The sequence below is a fragment of the Ignatzschineria sp. F8392 genome, from assembly GCF_002252045.1.
In the GTDB taxonomy this organism is placed as follows: domain Bacteria; phylum Pseudomonadota; class Gammaproteobacteria; order Cardiobacteriales; family Wohlfahrtiimonadaceae; genus Ignatzschineria.
In genome coordinates, this window is sequence record NZ_NEFF01000001.1 from 789006 (window position 1) to 808898 (window position 19893).

18 protein-coding genes are annotated in these 19893 nt (G+C 41.6%); 6 read left to right on the plus strand and 12 right to left on the minus strand.

Annotated elements, in window-relative coordinates:
• Nucleotides 1-48: 48 nt before the first annotated feature.
• From rnr to B9T19_RS03360, 6 genes are all read right to left on the minus strand, one after another.
• Nucleotides 49-2433, minus strand: coding sequence for a ribonuclease R (gene rnr / locus B9T19_RS03335; protein WP_094567152.1), 2385 nt, complete (start codon nt 2431-2433; stop codon nt 49-51).
• 13 nt (nt 2434-2446) lie between these two features.
• Nucleotides 2447-2752: a DUF2218 domain-containing protein gene (locus tag B9T19_RS03340; protein WP_094567153.1), complete on the minus strand. Its 306-nt coding sequence runs from the start codon at nt 2750-2752 to the stop codon at nt 2447-2449.
• Nucleotides 2753-3200: 448 nt separating this feature from the next.
• Nucleotides 3201-4304 (minus strand): tetraacyldisaccharide 4'-kinase, encoded by a 1104-nt coding sequence (gene lpxK / locus B9T19_RS03345; RefSeq protein ID WP_094567154.1) that lies wholly within the window; start codon nt 4302-4304, stop codon nt 3201-3203.
• A gap of 15 nt (nt 4305-4319) precedes the next feature.
• Nucleotides 4320-5147 carry a type III pantothenate kinase gene (locus B9T19_RS03350; protein WP_158214341.1) on the minus strand — a complete coding sequence of 276 codons (828 nt, stop codon included), beginning with the start codon at nt 5145-5147 and terminating at the stop codon, nt 4320-4322.
• A gap of 104 nt (nt 5148-5251) precedes the next feature.
• Nucleotides 5252-5692, minus strand: coding sequence for a hypothetical protein (locus B9T19_RS03355; RefSeq protein WP_094567156.1), 441 nt, complete (start codon nt 5690-5692; stop codon nt 5252-5254).
• A gap of 200 nt (nt 5693-5892) precedes the next feature.
• Nucleotides 5893-6501 (minus strand): HAD family hydrolase, encoded by a 609-nt coding sequence (locus B9T19_RS03360; RefSeq protein WP_094567157.1) that lies wholly within the window; start codon nt 6499-6501, stop codon nt 5893-5895.
• Between the two features lie 149 nt (nt 6502-6650).
• Between B9T19_RS03360 and dtd the strand changes: the two genes are divergently transcribed.
• A complete protein-coding gene (gene dtd, locus B9T19_RS03365) occupies nt 6651-7106 on the plus strand; it encodes a D-aminoacyl-tRNA deacylase (RefSeq protein WP_094567158.1) in 456 nt (151 codons plus the stop codon).
• Between the two features lie 45 nt (nt 7107-7151).
• On the opposite strand, the gene B9T19_RS03370 is transcribed toward dtd, so the two are convergent.
• The 4 genes from B9T19_RS03370 to B9T19_RS03385 form a co-directional block, all read right to left on the minus strand.
• Complete coding sequence (locus tag B9T19_RS03370; protein ID WP_094567159.1) at nt 7152-8144, minus strand: LLM class flavin-dependent oxidoreductase; 993 nt, start codon at nt 8142-8144, stop codon at nt 7152-7154.
• A 152-nt stretch (nt 8145-8296) separates the two neighbouring features.
• Nucleotides 8297-8632, minus strand: a complete 336-nt coding sequence (locus tag B9T19_RS03375) for a hypothetical protein (protein WP_094567160.1) — start codon at nt 8630-8632, stop codon at nt 8297-8299.
• A 238-nt stretch (nt 8633-8870) separates the two neighbouring features.
• Entirely contained in the window at nt 8871-10277 is a 1407-nt protein-coding gene (locus B9T19_RS03380; RefSeq protein WP_094567161.1) for an APC family permease, read from the minus strand.
• Nucleotides 10278-10657: 380 nt separating this feature from the next.
• Nucleotides 10658-12958, minus strand: coding sequence for an LPS-assembly protein LptD (locus B9T19_RS03385; protein ID WP_143436849.1), 2301 nt, complete (start codon nt 12956-12958; stop codon nt 10658-10660).
• 445 nt (nt 12959-13403) lie between these two features.
• On the opposite strand from B9T19_RS03385, the gene B9T19_RS03390 reads away from it, so the two are divergent.
• Nucleotides 13404-14093, plus strand: a complete 690-nt coding sequence (locus tag B9T19_RS03390) for a Bax inhibitor-1 family protein (RefSeq protein ID WP_094567163.1) — start codon at nt 13404-13406, stop codon at nt 14091-14093.
• 262 nt (nt 14094-14355) lie between these two features.
• Nucleotides 14356-15084 (plus strand): hypothetical protein, encoded by a 729-nt coding sequence (locus tag B9T19_RS03395; RefSeq protein WP_094567164.1) that lies wholly within the window; start codon nt 14356-14358, stop codon nt 15082-15084.
• A 26-nt stretch (nt 15085-15110) separates the two neighbouring features.
• Here the strand turns inward: B9T19_RS03395 and dprA are convergent, their stop codons facing one another.
• A complete protein-coding gene (gene dprA / locus B9T19_RS03400; protein ID WP_094567165.1) occupies nt 15111-16286 on the minus strand; it encodes a DNA-processing protein DprA in 1176 nt (391 codons plus the stop codon).
• A 201-nt stretch (nt 16287-16487) separates the two neighbouring features.
• Here dprA and B9T19_RS03405 point away from each other — a divergent pair, with 201 nt between their 5' ends.
• On the plus strand, nt 16488-16958 hold the full coding sequence (locus B9T19_RS03405; RefSeq protein WP_094567166.1) for a peroxiredoxin: 471 nt from the start codon (nt 16488-16490) through the stop codon (nt 16956-16958).
• A 102-nt stretch (nt 16959-17060) separates the two neighbouring features.
• Here the strand turns inward: B9T19_RS03405 and hemJ are convergent, their stop codons facing one another.
• Nucleotides 17061-17498: a protoporphyrinogen oxidase HemJ gene (hemJ, locus tag B9T19_RS03410; RefSeq protein ID WP_094567167.1), complete on the minus strand. Its 438-nt coding sequence runs from the start codon at nt 17496-17498 to the stop codon at nt 17061-17063.
• Between the two features lie 353 nt (nt 17499-17851).
• Between hemJ and ispG the strand changes: the two genes are divergently transcribed.
• Both ispG and trmB read left to right on the plus strand, forming a co-directional pair.
• Nucleotides 17852-19075 carry a flavodoxin-dependent (E)-4-hydroxy-3-methylbut-2-enyl-diphosphate synthase gene (gene ispG / locus B9T19_RS03415; protein ID WP_094567168.1) on the plus strand — a complete coding sequence of 408 codons (1224 nt, stop codon included), beginning with the start codon at nt 17852-17854 and terminating at the stop codon, nt 19073-19075.
• Complete coding sequence (gene trmB, locus B9T19_RS03420; protein WP_094567169.1) at nt 19053-19799, plus strand: tRNA (guanosine(46)-N7)-methyltransferase TrmB; 747 nt, start codon at nt 19053-19055, stop codon at nt 19797-19799. Before ispG ends, trmB begins: the two co-directional genes overlap by 23 nt.
• The last annotated feature ends 94 nt before the right edge of the window (nt 19800-19893 follow it).

Genomic DNA, 19893 nt, shown 5'->3' on the forward strand with positions numbered 1-19893 from the left:
TAGCAAGCGATTAGGATTTCAGATATTCCTTCAAGCTATCGTTGATCTCTATTTCGCTTTTTTACGGCGACGATTCCTACTTTTTCCTGCTTTAAGGTGCTTTTTCTCTTTTCCTTTGCGAGCTTCATCGATTCGATGCTTTCTGCTTTTATTGGGAACAGGACGATCTCCATGATTACCCTTATTGCCATTGCCATTGCCATTGCCATTCTCTCTTCTCTCTTTCTGACCATTGGCCATCGAGGCAGAGATCAGCTCAAAGTCGATATGCTTTGTTTCAGGATTTGATTCGAGTACTTTTACGCGAACTTTATCGCTTAGGCGATATTGCTGGCGAGTTCTTTCGCCAATAAGGCGATGTTTTGTCTCATCATAGATATAGTAATCATCGCTCATTTGAGAGATATGAACTAATCCTTCAATAAAGATATTATCGAGCTCTACAAAGATTCCAAAGCTGGTAATACTGGTAATTGTGCCATCAAACTCATCACCGATAAAACGTTGGAGATATTTTGCTTTTAACCAATCCATCACATCGCGTGTGGCGTCATCGGCACGGCGTTCACACATTGAGGTATGTTCGCCCATATGAACCATATGCGCTTCCGGATAAAATTGATTAAAATCCCCTTTCTGAAGAATTAATTTAATTGCTCGATGCACAATCAGGTCAGGATAACGACGAATCGGTGAGGTAAAATGTGCATAGTGGGTGAGTGCTAAACCAAAATGCCCCTCATTTTCAGGCTGATAGATCGCTTGACTCAAAGAGCGTAACATAACGGTCTGAATCATATTGAATGCCGGTAGTTCTTTCGCAGCATTGAGGGTGTCGGCAAAGTCCATGGGCGTCGGTTCACTTGCACCTGCAAGGCCGAGACCAAACTCTTTGAGGAAATCCCTCAATGCCAATAATTTTTTACTATCAGGCTTCGGATGGACACGATAGAGAGCAGAAAGTGGAGAGGCCTCAATGGTTTTAGCCGCTGCGATATTGGCAGTAATCATACACTCTTCAATGATTTTATGAGCATCAAAGCGCGCATCAGGGACGATCTTTTCAATCTCCCCATCATTATCATATAAGATCAATGTTTCTACTGTCTCAAAATCGATTGTTCCACGCTCTTCACGGGCTCTGCGTAAGATTTTGTAGAGTGCATAGAGATGATCGAGATGTGGTACTAATGTCTGATAGCTTTCACGAAGGATCTCGTCACCATCAATAATTTTTTGTACCAACTCGTAGGTTAAACGCGCATGTGAACGCATCACTCCTTCAAAGAATTGATACTCAACAAGATCTCCCTCTTGATTAATAGTGAGCTCTGCAACCATGGTTAAACGATCAACATCAGGGTTGAGCGAGCAGATTCCATTTGAAAGCTTAGGGTGTAACATCGGAACAACATAGTTAGGGAAGTAGACAGATGTTGAGCGGAGATAGGCATCTTGATCGATTGCTGAATCACGGGTGACATAGTGAGCAACGTCTGCAATGGCGACATAGAGTTTGTAGTGACCATTTTTAAGAGGTTCACAATAGACTGCGTCATCAAAGTCTCGTGCGGTGATGCCATCGATTGTGACAAGAGGCAGATCTCGATAATCCTTGCGCCCCTTCATCTCTTCAGCGCTCACCTCAGAAGGGATTGTCTCCACCTCTGTTTCACACGCTTTTGTAAATTGATGCGGGATATTATGCTCTAAAATGGCTTGCATAATCTCAATATCGACCGTCATCTCCTCTCCAAACACCTCCAAAACTTCAGCTTTAGGAGTTGTATTATCAGAGGGATAGCTCTCAATTTTAACGCGAACAAGATCGAAGTTTTTTGCTTTCATGCTCTTGACATCATCGACAAAAAACTCTGTAGTAATTTTGCGGTTTTCAGAGATCACGCTATTGACCCCTTTTTCACGATAGAACCGGCCGATAAACTCATGGAGTTTATGTTCGAGAACCTGCTCAACTTTGGCAATTCGACGTCCGCGATTGTCGATGCCGGCAATTGAGACCTCAATTCGATCGCCGTGGAGTACTTTTTTCATCTCATGGGGCGGGATATAGAAGGAACCGCCACCTTCAAGATCGAGATATCCATAACCTTCCGCATGACCGGAGACTATACCGATAAAGCGTTGGCTATTATCGATAATCTGTAACTTATCTGCTTTATCGATATAGAGTGTACCTTGGCGGATCATGGCATTGATTCGGCTCTCTAAGGCATCAATCTCCCAATTTTTACGGAGCTTGAAGGTACGAGCAATCTCATCAAAATCGAGATTCGGATGATTTTGTAATAATTCTAAAATAAAAGAGCGACTTGGAATTGCTCGGCCATACTGCTCTTTTTGTGCTGCATACTCTGCATCGTTCTCATAATATTGTGCAAAGTATTCTAAATTTTTCTTGATGTCATTCACTGATGTCTTTTCCTTATAGGGATGACTGCCACTGAATATCGATCTTCTCATCTTCTGGAATCATTCGCTCAATATGGCGATCGATCACAGATTGAATGGTTTCTAACTCTGATTCAGTTGGCGTTGTAAGTTTAATGGTAAGGGATTTCTCTTGTGGATAGAAGAGGGCAACTTTGCCATCTCCGAAATCGACCTTACCTTCTGTTTCATTATATTCGGTTATTAATTTGTGTGCCCAATGTTTGCAAAGGCGACGAACTAAACGTGTCGGGTCATTGAGGGCAAATGTCGTTGTTGAGTGAAAGTTTGAGTGGCTCATATGAACTCCTATTGTTGTGATTGTTATTTATTTTTATGATTGATGGATTTATGGGCTTATTGATGTTAGCTCTTCATAAGAATAGGCTATCAGCGATATATTATCAGTATCAGCGATACGTTATCATCAGTAATACGTTACCCGCAATGCTTGATAAAAGAGTAAGGCATCACTCATAGATGATGGGGTTAATCATTCTCATTACAAGAGTCTCATTACAAGAGATTATTGCCTGCATCGTAAGCAATATAAAATATCAATATGCATCGAAAAGCAGATAGGGCGCTTGATGCTCGACTTAGATATCACTCTCTTCAGTCAGATAGCGATAATCGATTGCAACATGCTCAGAAAGGGAATAGGGGCTAAATAGAGTAGATGGGGGAGTGAGATGATGTAGCTATCGAGCAACTATTAATTATTTATGATTATTTATCATTATTTGTTGTTATTTGTCGTTATTTGTCGTTATTTTTTCCAGTAGTGTATCAATAAAATGATCGGGTAGCTCATTTTTTAGTGGAACTGCCCAGAGATTATCCATTGTAAGATGGTTAAAATGGCGACATTTTGTGGCATCTTTCTCTGTCATAAGGATAGGGGGCGCCAGTGAGGCAAGCTCATGCTCCTTAATTTGATGATGGTCAGGAAAACTCTTTGTTGTAAATTGGAGGCCTTTAGCACGGAGCATTTGATAGAAATTCTCAGGATGAGCGATGCCGGCAATAGCGGTAAAATGGGTCGATGCAAAAGATGATAATCTTCTTTTGATTGTCGAATTATTGAGTGAAATAGCATCATCTAATTGTGATGATAGCGGAATAACTTCTATATTGTTATCTATGTTGTTGTCTATCTTGTTGCGTTTACCTTCAAGATCAGTTGCTCTCTTTGCCGGCTGTCTTTGATCAGTAAATTGGTCAGAGAGTTGATTGATCTCTGCTTTGACAGCTTGTGGAGAGATCTGATTACAGATAATAAAATCCGCTTTATCGATGCGGGAGATAGGCTCTCTTAAAGGGCCTGCGGGTAAGATTCGACCATTTCCAAATCCTTGCGCACCCACCACAATAATCTCAATATCTCGCTCTAACTGCCGATGTTGCAATGCATCATCACAGAGAAAGCAATCAATGTCTGGAAAAGCTTTTAAGAGCTCAATGCCGGCACTATAGCGATCATGATAGATAGCCATAGGGGCTTTAGTTTTTTGGTAGATGAGTGCCGGCTCATCACCGATCTCTTTAACGGTAGAGTGAGGAGAGACAATCTGTAGCTTCTGATCTTCTCGTCCAAAACCTCTTGAGAGTATGCCAACCGTGAGGCCTCGAGCTTGTAAGCTTTCTGTCAAGGCAATGGTTGTGGGGGTTTTTCCTGTTCCTCCCACATTGATGTTGCCGATAACAATGGTTGGACGTGGTAGCTTTTGAGCCCGTTTCTCCCGTTTTTGAAGATCATATTGAGAGAGAAGATGATAGAGCGATGAAAGAGGCAGTAGAAGTGTTGAGATTATGCCCTTTTTTTGCCAAAAGAGGGGAGCTTTTAATATCATCTGTGGGTGACCTCTTCAAATCGCTTGCTTCGAGGGATCTGATGCTTCTAAAGGCAGATTCAGATTATGTGATTCACTCTCTTCTTTTTGCAACTGCTGGTAGAGATAGATCAATCCTTTAAAGATTAAGGTTTCATCAAAGATAATCTCCTCTCTGAAAGCGGCATCTTCATAGTAACGGAGATTACCCCCGGTAAAGATCAGATGCTCAATGGGGTACTCTTTCTTTATCTCAGCGATTAACCCCATAATCATATGGTAGTGACCATTAATAGTGCCGATACTAATCGATTCAAAGGTATTAAACCCAAGCGTTCCCTCTTGTAGGGCATAATCCATCTCAGAGAGAAGGGCGGCTTGCGCAAAAAGTCCTTGAAGGCTCGACTGAATTCCAGGAGAGATCGTTGTTCCGACAAATTGCCCCTCATTGATCACAAAGATAGTAGTGGCAGTGCCAAGTGCGACAACGGCACAATTTTGATATTGATAAGCGGCTTCAACTCCATAAAAGTTTGCAACAAAATCGGCCCCTAAAAGGTGAATGTTTTTAAGGGAGAAGCGAGACCAATCTACCGGGAGATCATGGCGTAGACTGTAGACAGGGATCTGGTAGAGATCGGCAATTGCGCGAATAAGATTATTCAGATCAGGGACGACAGAGACATAGATCACGGCATCAAAAGAGATCTGAAATTGATCGAGCTTATCCTTTATCGCTACTCTATCGCTAAGAACGCTATCTTGACTAAGAGGGCGAATTAAGGGCGTTAAAGTGCCATCTTTAGCGTCATAGAGTCGAAAGTCTGCTGTGGTATTGCCAATATCTACTAAAAGTAGCTTCATGATTTTACGCCTATTTACAGAGATAAAGCTTGTCATTATAGCCGCTTTTTTACTGAAATCATCCTAAAGATCATCTTCAGCAGCAAGGAAGCGCATAAAGTTTTTTAATGTTTCTGCTCAATAATAACCTCTCTATTGGTAAAAATCGTCTCAATAGAGGCGGGATTAATGGCGATATCCATCGTTCGTGAGATCGCTTCAAAAGCCAATTCCATTCGATAGCTCTCTAAGATCTTTTTCGTGATCGGATATCGCTCTCGTCTTGTGTGAAAGGGGTTATCTTTCTCTTTTAAGGTGATCGGAAAATTCATCTCTGCCTTTGCTTTTAAAAGTGGAGTAATTGCCGCAATGATCAATTTTGAGGGGATATCTTCCGGTAATAGTAGAACTAATGAATTGGCGGCAGGTGCATTGAGGATCTTTTCAAGCGCTAAGGAGAGAATATCGAGCCAGTTTTGGGGTAGATTAGTGGGCAGAGTCGCCTCATCCCCTTTTGAAAGTATCTCCTTTTGAAATTGCTCTAATAGAATCTTATCAACCAACATTTCGCTGACTCCTCCCTAAATGGTGAATTGAGAGTATAGCCGAGGAGATGATCATTTTAGATTCTCTAGGATCTCTCCGGACGGCATATCGTTAAAATCTTTGAATAGATTGTATAACTATCAAGCGTAGTGAAGAGTGCGTTATTCTGGGAGTTACGATTGTAAGTTGAAATCTCGGGTTGGGGTTGTGAAGGGATCGCTTAAGCGCGTAGGGCATTGAGGAGCGTTAAGCAGTCTGGAAAGTAGTAGTCTGCAAGTTTTGGGTAGATATTCTCTCTCTGGTTGATCAAGACAGTTATGATTCCGGCACTTTTCCCGGCAGCGAGATCATACTCATGATCACCAATAATCAGCGCTTCTTCTGGTGCGATCTGCCATTGAGTCAGAAGCGTTATAATACCATCAGGTGATGGCTTGGGAGTTGCGGTATCGCGTCCAATAATGAGCTCTGCTGGGAAGTGATGCGCAATATTGGCAGCTGTGAGCGTTATCTCTGTAAGGGCATGTAAATTGCGCGTTAAGATTGCAAAATGGGTCGATCTTTCTGCTAGGTAATCGAGAAGATCAGCGGCACCATGAGCCGCCTTTGTTGCTTTTGCTACTTTAAGTTCATACTCTGCAAGCCAGCGCTCTCTGGCTAAGCGATCTGCTTCGGGGAGTTTCGCAAGATTATCTAAGATATCCTCATCATCAGCGACCTCAAGAACTTTTCGTATCATGGCAAAATCATGTTTTGCGACAGTGAGGGTGCCATCCATATCAAAAATCCAGTAGCGGATATCTTGTAAACGAGAAATATTGTGTATCATAAGAGTCCTTTGAGTAGTCCAGTGAATAGGGCTTAGCGTATTGAAGATGGTGTATTGAGGGGAGTGTCATTATGGCACTATAGTGATTAGGATCAAGGTCAGATTGAAGTGCAGAGAGGATTAATCATGGAGATAATAAAGGAGATAAGATGAAGTTATTACTACAGCGAGTCAAAGAGGCATCTGTAACCGTGGATGGAGAGGTCGTTGGTGCTATCAATCAAGGGTTGTTGCTCTTTGTCGGCATTGAACCTTTTGATAGCGAGGAGAGTGTCAAGAAGGGGATTGAGCGAGCTATGAAGTATCGCATCTTTAGTGATGATGCCGGAAAGATGAATCTTTCATTGATCGATCGTGGAGGAGATCTCCTTTTAGTCTCTCAATTTACTTTAGCGGCCGATACAGATCGGGGCTTGCGACCAAGTTTTACCTCAGCCGCAGCACCTACGCTCGGAGAAGCGCTTTTTGATTATGCTGTTTCTGTTGCAAGATCGCTGATGGAGAAGAGCGGTGCCGGTCAAGTAGCAACTGGCCGCTTTGGTGCGGATATGCAGGTTGCGTTGATCAATGATGGACCTGTTACCTTTCTCTTAGAGACGCGATAATAGATCCGTAGATTAGAATCCGATTAAAAGAGAGTTTAGTATCGATTAGCGCTTGATAGATTGCATCACTTCACTTAAGCGACGAAAAGAGTCGAGCCGCTTTTCTTGATCATAGATAACGCCGGCAAACATGAGTTCTTCAACTTCAATCTCAGTGAGCAATGATTCGATCATCTCTTTAACACGATTGTGGTCGCCAACAGCAGAGATCCGTAACATCGAGGAGACATGGCGTTTCTCCATTGGATTCCAATAGCGCTCCATCTCCTCTCGGGTAATAGGAGGTGGGGTTAACTTGCGATCATCGCGAATCAATTGGGTAAAACTCTGCTCCATTGTGGTAAAGAGATAATCCGCCTCGTCATTACTCTCGGCAATAACAGCATTCATACAGAGCATAGCGTAAGGTTTATCAAGATATGCTGATGGGCGGAAGCGTTCTCGGTAGAGTGCAAGCGCTTCTTTCATATGGGTCGGTGCAAAATGGGCGGCAAAAGCATAAGGGAGCCCTAAATGTGCCGCTAATTGTGCACCAAAGAGGCTCGAGCCTAAGATCCAAACAGGAATGGAGAGATTCATGCCGGGAATGGCATGAATTCGCTGATTATCTTGAGGATGGAAGTAGTTGAGTAGTTCTACAACCTCTTGGGGGAAATGATCTGCGCGCGCAGGATCGCGACGAAGTGCATAAGCGGTTTGTGGATCAGTGCCGGGAGCTCGTCCAACTCCAAGGTCGATTCTATTAGGGTAGAGGCTCTCTAAGGTGCCAAAAGCCTCTGCTACCATTAAGGGCGCATGATTGGGGAGCATAATACCGCCTGATCCGAGACGAATTTTCTCTGTTTTACTCGCAAGGTAGCCGATTAATACTGCTGTAGCAGAGCTTGCGATATTAACCATATTGTGATGCTCGGCAACCCAAAAACGGGTATATCCCGCTTCTTCGCCAAGCTGTGCAAGTGCGGCAGCTCGATGAAAAGCATCTCGAGGAGTCTCTTTTTGATTAATATTGGCTAAATCTAAAATGGAATATTTCATACTGATTCTCCTATTTTTCTCCTCGTTAATTTCTATTCATTCAATCATTCAATCATTCAATCATTCAATTATTCAATTATTTAGGCACTCATTTTTCCCGATATCTTGCTTTTTTCCTCATAGCTTCTTCTATCCTTCATCGCTCTAGCTCTCTAATACCATGCTTCACGCATCTCCTCGATTAAGAGGGAGAGGTCATTATCACTAAAGTAGAGTGGACGGAAATTGAGGATAAAAGCTTTAATGTTTTCAAAAGAGCCCTGTAATTCACAACTCTCTTCATTGGGTTCGTAGCGGAAAGCGCCTTGGAGCTCTATCAATTCATGTTCGAGATAAAACTCTATAATATCGATCCAAGTGTAGCCGGTCACCTCTATCTCAAGGTCATCAAAAACCTCAAAGCGATCTTGGGCAGGGAAGTAGATGCCCCAAAGATGATCATCATATTGAACAAGTTCAAAGGGGTGAATTCGTTGTAAGTCTTGCATAATATATTATCTATTACTCTCTGTGACGTTATTAGTGTATCGAAAAGGGAAGGATAGAGAAAGCCCTCTATAACGTGCTGGTTTATAGAGGGCTCTTTAAGTGGAAGCGTTAACGCTTCTCCCACCGTTAACTATTTTGCCACTGTTTCTTATTTTTTATTTCTTATTTCTTATTTTTTTCACTTGTCATTTTCCATCAACCTAATTTTTAATTGATCATTTTTTAGCTGATCTATTTTTAAGCATCAGGTGTCCGTGAACGACTTAAGAATTCTTTCGGGAATTGGGTAAAGCCTTTCGTGACAAATGAGAGATAGACTAAACCGATCATGCCCCAAACAATTCCGATTACAAGCGCCGTATACTCAAGGTTAAACCAGAGATAGATAATAAACGCCATTCCTGCCATTGGGAAGAGAAGGTAGTTCAAATTATGCATCACAGAGTAACGTTGATTGTCGCGAATATAGTATTGAACGACAACGCAGAGATTAACAAAGAAGAATGCTGTCAACGCCCCGAAGTTAACAAGGTGAAGCGCAAAGCTAAGATCGAAGAATCCTGCAAAAAGACAGATAAAACCAACAATAATGATATTAATCGATGGGGTTTTATATTTAGGATTGATATAGCCAAAGATCTTAGGTGGTAAGATACCATCACGTCCCATAACATACATCATTCTCGATACCCCTGTATGCGCTGCAATCCCTGATGCACAGACAGCAAGAACCGCTAACCAAAGACCGATCGATTGGAAGAGCTTCTTACCAACATAGAGTAACACCTCCGGTTGGCTCTCTTCAGGATCGATAAAGGTATAGTTTTTAAAGTAGAGTTGCATGAAGTAGGTGACGAAGATAAAGATAATTCCCCCCACGAGAGTGGTTAGAAGAATCGCTCTTGGTACTGTTTTGGCGGCATCTTTAGTCTCTTCTGAAAGAGAGCTTAAGCCATCAAATCCTAAGAATGAGAAGCAAAGAATTGCCGAGCCTGCTGCAACTGCGCCGATCTGCATATCTTCAGACCAGAAAGGTTCTGTACTCATGAGAGTGCCGGCACCAATGTCATCAAATGCTAAGCCCTTAACAATCAATCCAATAAAGATCCCGATCAGAAGCAATTGGCAGAAGACAATTAAGGTATTAACGTTTGCGACCAGTTCAACACCGCGGTAGTTGATATAAGTCATTGCAATCGCTAATGGAATAACATAAAACCAGACGCTAATATCAGCACTAATGAGGGTCTTTAGGTAGATGGTTGCAAGTAAAATATTGATCATCGGATTAAAGAGATAATCGAGCATCGTACACCAACCGATCAAAAATCCTAGATTAGGATTGAGAGATCTCTGAGCATAGGTATATGCTGATCCTGCAGATGGGTAATATTTTACCATTTGGCCATAGCTCATCGCCGTAAACATCATTGCCACAAGGGTGATGATATACGCTGTTGGAACATGTCCGCCTGATTGATCACTGACAATCCCGAAAGTATCGAAGACAGTCATCGGTTGCATATAAGCAAGACCGATCATGACAAGTTGCCATAATACTAAGGTTTTTTGCAGTTTTGATGGAGAAGAGATGGATGAAGCAGTAGTAGCGTTAGGAGATAACGCCTTCGTTTTTAATAACATAAGTTTATTTCCCCCAGCCGTCTTAATGGCATGTTAAGAGAGATAAATTAGCCGCGTTAATTCAGATGAATTATTGCCCCCTTGTATCGAAATGAGAAAGAATCTTCTCATAAAATCCCCACTTTATATTTGAGGTTCGGGGAATTTTACACGTTTTATCCCATATGGCTACCCTTTTTTAAATATTAAATAGCGATTATTGACTATGGATTTAGGATTATTAGGAGGGAAAGACTTTAAAAGAGCCTTCTTTGAGGTAATTATTTGTTAATGAATAGCAAGATTGAGCGGAGAAAAAGAAGAAAAAAGAAGCGCTTGATAAAATTTAATTATCAAGTTACCATTTTCTGTAGAGGTCAGGTGAAGCGGGAGTCTCTTCTTTAGAAATATTTCCCTTGTCGTGAAGAGTAGCCTGAGATGCTATCCTTCCATAAACCATCGGTATTTTGGCCGATACTGCCGATGCCATTGAGATCAAACTCAATATAGACGCGCCACTGTTTCTGTTCATCATAGACATTATTGCGATAGTAGCGAGCGGCAACGCGTGTTGTGACACAACAATCGCGAAATTCAACCCCTAACTGGCTATCGATCATCTTCGATTCGCTTAAGATATAATTGTAGCGACCGGCGATAGCCCATTTATTATTGAGGCTCCAGTAGAAAGAGGTATCGATCTGGTCTGTTTTTGTTGCTTCAACATAATCTGCGCGGTTATAGCGATAACTAATTGAGAATATTTTGTCGGAAGCCGGACGATAGTTGAGATCAAATGTTCCGTAGATCACCTGTTTATTGTTAGTTGACCAGTCGAGATTTGCTTTTGCATAGAGATCACGGGTAATGGCAACCCCTGTCTCTGCAGTGAGTGCAGAGCGGCGAATTTTATTCTCCCCTTTTTTAATATCCTCGCCGAGCGTAATACGTGGTGAAGTGAAGTACTGCGTCTGTCCTAGGGAGAGGAAGAAGCGTTCATAACCACTATTATCTTCAATGAGTCGTGTTGTAACAGCTGTTGTGAGTCGATTGGCGTTACTCTGTCGATCAGCACCATAGAAATCATTAAAGTTAAAGAGATTATCAAAGTTTGAATCCATCCTTGAAGTATCAAAGATAGGAATATGGCTCTGCTTGCGATAGGGGGCATAGAGATAGAAGAGGCGAGGCTCAAAGGTTTGTGTAAAATCACCACCACCAAATAGATTAGTTAGTTGCATCTCTTTATCTAAAAAGAAGCCGGCATCAAGGCTTAAGATCGGCATTGAACGAGAGAAGCTGGTTTTATTTCCGCCTTGATACTTTTTATTATGATAATTGAGATGATATTGGGTATAGCGAAATCTTGCCGCAGGCTCAATAAACCCCCATGCATTTTCCAATCGATAGCTAATAGTGGGCATTAGGTCGAGACGAGTTGCCGCGCGGGGATGCCTTGCATCTTCTCCTAAGAAGCGATCATTTTTAGCAGCAAAGTGAACGAGCTCTCCATGGAGATCGATATTGAGATTGCCCAGATTCCATCCTCCTTGGAAGAGTAGCTGCGGTAATCGACCATATGGATTCCGTTTAACAATCTCTCGATCAGTGACAACGAAATCTTGGAAGCGAAGAAGTGTTGTCCAGTGATCAGTTCGGTAATTTAAGACGGCATGACGCTCTAATGTTACCTCTTCATAAAGGCCATTTTGCTTTCCAAGATCACTCATATAATCTTTATCAGAGACATTTTGAAAGAGAATATTTCCGGAAAGGTTTTTATTAAATTGAGAGCGCTGTTCCGCTTTGAGATACCATCGCTTCTTATTATCGTAGAGCTTATCTCGAAAAAGATAACTTCCTTCGAGGGTGAGATATTGCCACTCATTAAGGTAACGAAAATTACCTTTTATCGCCGCACCTCTTTTAGTGATGATTCCCGGCGCTAATATCGCATCCATATTAGGAGCGATATTGAAATAGTAGGGCAGAAAGAGAGAGATTCCACTGCTTCGACTAATTTCAAACTCAGGGAAGAGGATTCCACTATGCCTTTTTCCATCGATCGGATATGAGATGTAAGGAGTGTAGAGTACCGGAATATCGAAAACATCGAAAGTGGCATCATAAGCTTTTGCGCGTCCTGCCGCATGATCGATATCGATATCTTTTGCATCAATTTTCCAGATCTCATTATCGACTGAGCAGGCAGAGTAGGTGGCATCTTTCAAGAGGGTTTTCTGTTGATTATCAAAGTGATCTATCTTTGTCGCACGCCCTTGTATATTGGTACCAGCTTTCAAGTAGTAAGTTGCTGCGGTAACCGAGGTCTCTTTTTTATCGATATTATGTATAAGGCGATCGCCAAAAAGTACTGTATCTGGGGTTGCATAACGGACATCTTTCCCTTCTGATGTGATCACTTGATGGACACGATCCATATCAAATTGATCACTTCTTAACCATTCATTGCCCAGTTGTATCTCAACATCCCCATAGAGATGGGCATTTGTTGGGGTGAGATTCCCTTCATTTGCCGTTACAAAAATCTGCTCTTGGGTCGCTTCTTTATTGAGCGGCATAATATGTTGAGCAAGTGGAGAGATCTGACAAGCTACAGGGGTAGAGGCCAGAGACAAGGCCGGTAGCGAGAGCATTAATGCAATCGCAAGTTTGGAAGGTAGATATCTAGTCTTGGGCACGACAATTTATGCTCGAAAGTTGGGATCAGAAAGATCAGGCTAATAAACTTTAATGGAGTGTAGAATCTCATTTTTTACGCTTAATTTCAACGGAAAGGCTCGCTAAATTTCTATCAAAGATGATACAATCGATATAAAGAGAAGCTAACTCTTTCCACAGATTTAGTATCTATTTGCATAGATCTATACAGATCTGCACAGATATAGATAGATATACACAGGTTTTCTGTAAAGATATCGCTATAGTATATCGATGATTGTCAAAAAGGGGATGGATTTCTCTAGACATGAGCGGTATGAGCGGTATAAGTAGATAGACTGTAGGAAGAGAGGCTTTAAGTTTTACTATTTTATTGACTTTCGTTTTTATTAACATTCGTTCATTCATGATAAATATCGATCGTTGAAAAGGTCGATCTACAACTAACCCTTAGGAGTTAATTAGATGAATAACTATTATCAAGCAGATGCCTATGCAGGCGTACAGCGTGAAGGGATGCACAAGGTATTGCGTCAAGCTTATACTTTAGTTGCGCTCTCCCTTATTCCGACAATTATTGGTGCTTTTATCTCTGTACAAACCAATGTTGTTTTAAACTTAATGGTTTCAAGCCCCATTATCTTCTTTATCGGTTTTATGGTGGCTTTCTACGGACTCTCTTTTGCGATTGAGGCGAATAAAACATCGGTCACCGGTTTGGTATTGATGTTTGTCTTTACCTTTTTGATGGGAATGATGTTAGGTCCTCTCTTAACATTAGCGCTTAAATCCACAAATGGCTGGCAATATATCGGGATTGCAGCAGGAGGAACAGCTGGTCTCTTCTTAGTATTAGCTATTTTAGGGGGAGACAAAACAAAAGATTTCTCTCCAATTGGTAAGTATGTTGGAGCATTAGGGATTGTGATGATTATCACTATCGCGCTTAACTTCCTCTTCTTAAAGATGCCGATGATTAACTTGATTTTATCGATGTTGATCATTCCATTCTCAGGGGCAATCATCTTATGGCGCGTGAATAGCGTTGTCAGAGGTGGGGAAGATAACTATATCAGCGTAGCATTAGATATCTATATTGCGCTCTATAATATCTTCTCAAGCTTACTTCGTTTAATCCTTGCAAGTAATGATTAATCAGTAGGCGTATCGCCGAGATCATTGTAAAGAGTATAAGAGGGTGCTTATTTGATAAGCACCTTTTTTATTGCCGGTATTTATCTTCCTGCTTGTATAATTCGTATGAATTGATTGATATCGACCATTGCTGACCATTGCTGACCATTGCTGACCATTGCTGACCATGACCGATCATTACCGATTATTTTCATTAAGCCTCTGCTAGAGTTTATTACATAAGATCGATATGATAGAACACTAAATATGTAGTGAGGATATGATGATTCAAAATCGAAAAGATCAAGTATTGAGTACTTTAGAGAATTTCTATATCGCACCTCTAACGGAGATGAGTGCGGAGATAGAGCTCTTAAAGCGAATGGTTGCAAAGCGTCCATTTCGGGTACAGATATCGATGCCTTCAAGTTGGAGGATGGAGCGTTATCTCCCTACTTTAAAGAATCTTACGAGCGACGAGGCGTTGGCGCGTCTGCAAATTTTTGCGAATTATTTAGCCGGTAGCACACAATCGGTATTTGATCATCAATATGCTCTCAGTGCCGGCGCTTCGCTTCCTTACTTTGAGTGGCGGGAAGGGGAGCGATTAAGAGGTATCAATAGCCTTTTAGGGGAGTTACGTCTCTTCTATATCTATCGAGGAAATGAAGAGGCAACACTTGAGTTTTTCACCTTTTTGCAAGAGATCAATCTCTTTTCACAACTTGTTGTGGTGGGAAATTCGTTAACAGAATCGCTCGAAGCGCTATTGTTAGAGAAGCAGATTCCTATGATTAAAGAGAGTAGAGATATTGAAGACTCTTTTTGGGATGCATTTATTAAGAATCGATCTCTACCTCAATTGAGTCTGACAACCTTTTTTCATCCGACTATCGATATTTTATTGATGAGTGCTGAAGGGCGTTATCTTAAGGGATACTCTCGTACGGAGTTTATAAAGCAATATGAGCAGATTAAACGGGAATACTTTATCGATCTGCCGAGTCGTTAATCCCTCATCATACTTTGATCATCGATTTAACCTCTTTTTTGTTGATAGATTCCTTGATCAGAGGTGATGACGCCTTCGATCTCAAGTAACATTAGATCAGTGGTGATATCTGCAGCACTCTTATTAAGTTGTTCAACTAATTGGTTGATCGACTTTGGTGTCATTAAGAGTTGATAGAGCTCATATTGAGGGTGATCTGCCGGTATTAGTGGTACTGCTGTTCTAGCGATCCTCTTTTCGCTCTTTGGGCGGAAGCGACTATTTTTTGCTTTCTCATTAGGAGTCTCCTCTTCAATGATAAGATTGAGAGACGTTTGTGGTGAGCCTGGTGCAGGGTCAATCCAGCCCTTAAGGAGAGAGCGGATATCGTGAGTCGATTCTACCAAGGTTGCACCTTCACGAATCAATTGATGACAGCCTCGAGATTGTGGTGAATGGATGGAGCCGGGAATAGTAAAGAGATCACGATTCTCCTCCATACTCATTCTTGCAGTGATGAGAGAACCTGATTTTTTCGCAGCTTCTACGACTAAAGTGCCCAGCGATAATCCAGCAATAATGCGATTTCTTCGAGGAAAATTTTGAGGTTTTGCCGGCATATGGAGCGGATACTCACTAATAATAGTGCCGCCATACTCAATAATCGCCTCACTTAATGGGAGATGGTTTTTAGGGTAGATCTCATTTAAACCTGTTCCTAACACCGCAATTGTCGGAGCTTGCTGTTCTACGGCAGCTTTATGAGCAATATAATCGATGCCGAGGGCTAAACCGCTTGTAACAGTCAGTCCTGCGGCAGTTAGCTCTGTTGCAAAGAGTTTGGCATTGTAACTTCCTTCTTGCGTCGGTTTTCGCGTTCCAACAATTGCTATTTGTGGGGCTGAAAGTAGCGGAATCGATCCCTTTACAAAGAGGATTGCCGGAGGGTCGAAGATCTCTTTTAAAAGTGGCGGATAAGATTCACTTTCAAGATGTAAAATTGCGTGATTAGGCGCTTCGGCCCAATTGAGCGCGGCTTCTATTTTTGCGGAGAGATCATAATTGTTAGGGTGCCTGACAGAGCTCGGAACACCTGCTTCCTGCCAAGCGAGTTGATCTGCTTCTAAAATCTTCTCGATGGAGCCAAAATAGTTGAGAAGTTGCTGAAAGCGTCTTGCGCCAATTTTGGGGGTATAGTAGAGCGTCAGCCAATCCTGTAGCATCAATTTAATCCTTACTCTTTATGCTATCTATTGATGTGATCCATTCATACGATTCATTCACATGATTCATTCACATGATCTATTTATGTGATCTATTCATATGGTCTATTCATGTTATATTGAGAAGAGATGGAAAGATCGATTGTCAAAGTGATCGACAACTGATCGATAACCTATAACTATAAGTAACGGAGTTTTAGAATGGGAAATATGATTGAGAAAGTCACAACAGAAATTTTATCAACCCCCTATGAGACACAGGGAGAGCCATTGGAGCTCGATTCTTTAAAGGAGAAGTATATTGTGCTCTTCTTCTATCCAAAGGATAATACACCGGGGTGCAGTAATGAAGTACAAGATTTTAATAAATTATTATCTCAATTTGCTGAGCTAGATTGTGCTGTTGTGGGAGCTTCTCGAGATAGTAAAAATTCTCATATTAAGTTTTCAAATAAATTTGAACTCAATTTCCCCCTCTTATCAGATCCTGAAGAGACACTCTGCCGCGCTTTTGATGTGATTAAAGAGAAGAAGATGTTTGGTAAGGTAGGGATGGGAATTGAACGTAGTACCTTCATCTTCGATAAGAGTGGAACCATTCTTCATGAGTGGCGTAAAGTGAAGGTACCGGGTCACGCAGAAGAGGTTTTAGAGACGTTAAAATCGCTATAGATGGTGCTTAGATAATAACAGACAACAGATAACAGATGGATGATAGAAGAGGCTAGCTAGGACTAGCCTCTTTTTATGGGAGATTATGGAAAAGAGCTCAAATTAGAAGTGAATAAAGGGGATCGCTTTTAGAATTACAAGGAAGACAACTAGCACTAAGATAACGCTTGGAATCTCATTGAAGTAACGATAAAACTTGTGGGAGTGATGATTTTTATCGTGACGGAAGATTAAGACATAGCGATAGCAGTAGAAGTGGTAGATCAGAAGAAGAAAGACGAGTGTCAATTTAAAATGAAACCATCCCATCTTGAGAAGTGCCGGATTCTTCATCATTAAAATCAATCCAAAGATGACGGTGAGAGCCCCCCCAATATTGGTCATGATCATCAATTTTTTCTCCATCACCTTAAATGTCTCACTAGTTGCGGGATTACTATTAGAGGCGTGATAGACAAAAATTCGGGGAAGGTAGAAGAGGCCAGCGAACCATGTGACCATAAAGATAATATGTAGCGCTTTGTAGACAAGATATGACATAAAATTTTATAACCTTATTTATAACCTTATATTAATGTGCCTGATGATTATATCTGATGATATTTTTCATATTCACGATTATAACAGAGATTCCTAACTGTCACCGATAAAGCAAAGGGATGAGGGAAAGAGGATGAAGTCTCGGGGGCAATCTTTTTCTCGATTATCAATCCCCATCGATCATCAATCTCCATTGGCCATCAATTCTCAATAAAAATTCAATAAAAATTATCGATAACCAATGATAGAGGGTTGATAGATAAGAATCACCCACTCCCGATCTTGTGCTAAGGGCTTATTTTAGCGATAATGACCGGCATTGATAACTTTAGATCTTCAACAAAGGACTTTATATGGTTTTTACCATCAAAAGACGCCCCACAAGTCAGGTGATGGTGGGAAATATTGGTATCGGCTCAGATTATCCCATCAGAGTTCAATCGATGACCAATACAAATACAGAAGATGTTGCGGCAACGGTGGCGCAGATTATTGAGCTAGCAGATGCTGGCTCTGAGCTTGTTCGTGTTACGGTTAATACCGAGTTAGCGGCAAAGGCAGTTCCCCATATTGTTGAGCAGTTAAGAGTTGCAGGATACGATACTCCCGTCGTGGGCGATTTTCATTTCAATGGGCATCGTCTTTTACAGGCTGAGCCAGAATGTGCTAAAGCGTTGGCTAAATTGCGAATTAATCCGGGCAATGTCGGGCGTGGAGCACGAAAAGATGAGCAATTTAGTGCAATTGTTGAAGAGGCACTTAAACACCAAAAGCCGGTTAGGATCGGAGTTAATTGGGGAAGTTTAGATCCCGAGGTACTAAAGCGCCTATGGGATGAGAATCTTAAAAAGGCGACTCCTTTAACAAATGATGAGTTGATGTGCGAAGCGATGATTGTCTCGGCGCTAGAAAGTATTGCTTTTGCGAAAGAGATAGGGATGACAGATGAAGATATTATCCTCTCTGTGAAAGTGAGTCAGAGCCAGCAGTTAATTAAGGTCTATCGTGATATCGCACCATTGACTCAGGTACCGCTCCATCTAGGTTTAACAGAAGCTGGGATGGGGATGAAGGGAACAGTGGCTTCAACTGCGGCATTAGCCGTCTTACTTCAAGAAGGAATTGGTGATACCATTCGTATCTCTTTAACGCCGGAACCTAATGCCTCTCGGACCGAGGAAGTGCTCGTAGGGAAAGAGATTTTACAGAGTCTACAGATTCGTGCTTTTACCCCAAAAGTGGTCGCTTGCCCAGGATGTGGCCGAACAAGTAGTGATGATTTTCAACATTTAGCGCAAGATATCCAATCCTATATCGATAACAATATGCCTACTTGGAAGACCCAATATGAAGGGGTTGAGAAGATGGTGGTTGCAGTTATGGGATGTATTGTTAACGGCCCTGGCGAATCTAAAATGGCGAATATCGGCATTAGTCTACCGGGGAATGGTGAGCGACCTGTCGCACCAGTCTATATTGATGGTGAACGATCAGTAACCCTAAAGGGGGAGCAGATCGCTCAAGAATTTAAACAGATCATAAACGAATATATTAATGAGAAATATCGAAAACAGTAATGAAGTGGTGCTCGAAAAGCATGATGATGTAGTGAAGGATCAGCAAAAGGATCGTCCACTACGAACCGTTCGTTCATTTGTGAAGCGAGAAGGGCGACTAACAAAGGGGCAAGAGCGTATCTTAGCAGAGAGTCCCTATCTTCTCTCTCATACAATTGTGGATGAGGTCTGGGATCTTGATCAGATTTTTGGCCGTCAAAACCGTGCTCGTACTTTAGAGATCGGTTTTGGTGATGGGGCTTCGCTCTCTAAAATGGCAGAGAATGCACCAGAGCGTGACTTTTTAGGGATTGAAGTGCATCGTCCTGGCGTGGGAAGATTGCTCTTAGATGTTGAAGAGAAGAATTTAAGTAATATTCGTGTTATCGATTATGATGCGGTTCATATCTTAAAGCATGCGATACCTGATGGTGCGCTCGATTGTGTTCAGATCTTTTTTCCTGATCCATGGCATAAGAAGAAGCATCATAAGCGTCGTATTATTCAGCCTGAGTTTGTTGCACTCATTGCGAAAAAACTCTGTACAGGTGGTAGGCTCTGTTTAGCGACTGATTGGGAACCCTATGCAGAGCATATGATGGAGGTGATGCTCGCCGCCCCTGATTATGAAAATAGTGTGGAAGGCTTTATTGAAAACCCTACCCATCGTATGCCGACCAAATTTGAGGCAAGAGGGCGTCGTTTAGGTCATGGCGTTTGGGATCTTGTTTTTCTTAAGAGATGATAATTTCTAAATAGCGTTTCTAGGTCTTCTAGATAGAGTAGAAGATATCTAGCTGCGCTTGATTATTGATGTATCAATAATATATTAATAACGT